This window comes from Pseudomonas sp. GXM4 (genome assembly GCF_008923895.1).
Classification (GTDB): domain Bacteria; phylum Pseudomonadota; class Gammaproteobacteria; order Pseudomonadales; family Pseudomonadaceae; genus Aquipseudomonas; species Aquipseudomonas atacamensis.
On record NZ_WBRZ01000446.1, the window covers coordinates 1 to 2,442 of the forward strand.

Below are 2,442 nucleotides of genomic sequence, written 5' to 3' on the forward strand. Positions count from 1 at the left end.
AACCGCAACCCTGTGGGAGCTGGCTTGCCAGCGATGGGGTCAGCAAATTCAGCGAAGAGCCATCAGTCGTTGGTCAGCTTGCCGGTACGAAACGGCACCAGCCCCGCCACTTTCGCCTGCCAGACCCCCGGCTCGGTATAACGCCCGCGATCAATCGCGAACAGCACCCCGCTGGTGCCGGCGCGCACGGTGGTCACGCGATCCTGCAACGGGTCAACCACTTCGAACAGCGCATCGCCCTGCTCTACCCACTCGCCGGCATTGCGCAAGAAACTGACCACGCCATGGTGCGGGGCGAACAGATATTCGGTGCCTTCGAACGGCAGACCTTCACAACATTCGCTCGGCGCCGCCGGCCAGTCGCCGCTGATGAAACCCTGCTCGGCGAGAAAGCCCAGAATCGCTTCGCAATTGGCCTGAGCCTGATCGACGCGGGTGTCGCCCATGCTGCCCAGCTCAAGCGTCGTCGCCAGATTCGCCGCCGGAATCGCCGCGTCCGGGAATGCTTTGGCCAGACGCAGCCACGGCGTCGAGCACGACTCATCGAATGAGCTGCCGCCGGAATCCTCGCAGAGCAACGCGACGCCGGCCTGCAACCGCGCCGCCAGCGATTGCCATTGCGGCCAGTGTTGCGGCAGCGCGTAGAGGTGAATCGCAGCGTCGAAGTCGCAATGCAGATCGAGGGTGATGTCGGCGTCGCAGGCGTGGCGCAGCAACAAGCGGTGCAAGGCTTCCAGTTGCGATGCCGGCGCTGGCAATTCTTCGAAGACCTGAGCCATGGCTTGGCGGATCAGGGCGACGTTGGCCTCGGCACCCGCGCCCAGACGCTCGCCAACCAGCGCTGCGACCGGGGCGCTGAGTTCGACGAATGCGCGGTTGAAATTCTTGCCGCTGCCCAGTTCGAAGCGGCCCATGTGATTGCCTTGCAGATGCTGATCCAGGCCGATCGGATTGGCCACCGGCACCAGTTCGATAACGCCCTGCAAACGGCCCTGCCGTTCCAGTTCGTTCAAGCGCAGCTTGAGTTCCCACGCGGTACGCATGCCCGGCAGTTCATCGGCGTGCAGGCTGGCCTGAATGTACACCTTGCGGCTGCCGGCGCCGTAGCGGAACACGCTGAGGGAGCGCTCGCTGCCCAAATGGCTCCAGGGCAGAACGTGGTCGATGCGTTGCATGAAAAACTCCTGATTAGCTGGATTACGCAAATCCTTGTGGGAGCGAGCCTGCTCGCGAATGCGTCAGGTCAGACGATGACGATGTCGAATGTCAGACCGCTTTCGCGAGCAGGCTCGCTCCCACAGATAATTTCCATCAATAAAAGAACATAAAAAAAGTGACCACCGCGCAAACGGGGCCACTTTTTTTCACGGCGTATTAATGGCCGTACACGTCAAAGTCGAAGTACTTGTCCTGGACTTTCTTGTACTCGCCATTGGCGCGGATTTCGGTGATGGCTTTGTTGAACTGCTCGGCCAGTGCGGTATCGCCCTTGCGCACCGCGATGCCAGCGCCGCCGCCGAAGTACTTGGCATCTTCGTAGGTCGGGCCGACGAATTCGAAGCCTTTGCCGGCGTCGGTTTTCAGGAAACCGTCGCTGAGGTTGACCGAGTCAGCGAGCATCGCGTCGATACGCCCGGACACCATGTCGAGGTTGGCTTCCTGCTGCGAGCCGTAGCGCGTCAGTTCGATCCCGGCCGGAACCAGCACTTCGGTCGCGTAACGGTCGTGAGTACTGGCGCGCAGCACGCCGACTTTCTTGCCTTTGAGTTCGGTCAGCGGGTCTTTCACGCCCGAGCCTTCCTTCATCACGAAACGTGCCGGGGTGTGGTAGTACTTGATAGTGAAATCGACGTTTTTCTTGCGATCGTCAGTGATGGTCATCGACGACAGGATCGCGTCGATCTTCTTCACTTTCAGCGCCGGGATCAGACCATCGAATTCTTGCTCGACCCATGTGCATTTAACCTTCATCTGCGCGCACAGTGCGTCACCGATGTCCACGTCAAAACCAGTGAGTTTGCCGTCAGGGGTTTTCATCGAGAATGGCGGGTACCCGGCTTCGATACCGATGCGGATCGGCTTGGCGTCTTCGGCCACGGCGGTCAGGGACAACATCGACAGTGCCAGGGCACCGAACATCACTAGCTTTTTCATTTATTACTCCCGTGCGGAGGCTTTTATTGGCAGCTTTCGAGTCAGCGTTCGGTCATGGCGTTCTAACGGCAAAAACCGACGTGGCCGGCAGTCTATGGCGGCGCGCACGGAGGCAATTGTTTTTAAGCGACAATTACTTACAGAACATCGGCGCACGCATTGACGAGGGTAAACGCGTGCGCCGTGGTGGTGCGAAGGCTGTAGGACAAGACTGTTTTCAGAGCAAGAAACGCCGATCCTCCTGTAGGAGCTGCCGGAGGCTGCGATCTTTTGATCTTGTTTTTTTGA

General features: G+C 59.6%; 2 protein-coding genes. Both read right to left on the minus strand.

Annotated features, from left to right (window positions below):
* Nucleotides 1-62: 62 nt before the first annotated feature.
* Entirely contained in the window at nucleotides 63-1,175 is a 1,113-nt protein-coding gene (locus F8N49_RS27225; RefSeq protein WP_151553272.1) for a succinylglutamate desuccinylase/aspartoacylase family protein, read from the minus strand.
* A 199-nt stretch (nucleotides 1,176-1,374) separates the two neighbouring features.
* A complete protein-coding gene (locus F8N49_RS27230) occupies nucleotides 1,375-2,154 on the minus strand; it encodes an ABC transporter substrate-binding protein (protein ID WP_071172858.1) in 780 nt (259 codons plus the stop codon).
* Between the last annotated feature and the right edge of the window lie 288 nt (nucleotides 2,155-2,442).

What these genes read in the sequence shown, in the direction of transcription:
- F8N49_RS27225 (WP_151553272.1), bottom strand. Translation starts at nt 1,175, where the DNA reads ATGCAACGCATCGACCACGTTCTGCCCTGGAGCCATTTGGGCAGCGAG.
- F8N49_RS27230 (WP_071172858.1), bottom strand. Translation starts at nt 2,154, where the DNA reads ATGAAAAAGCTAGTGATGTTCGGTGCCCTGGCACTGTCGATGTTGTCC.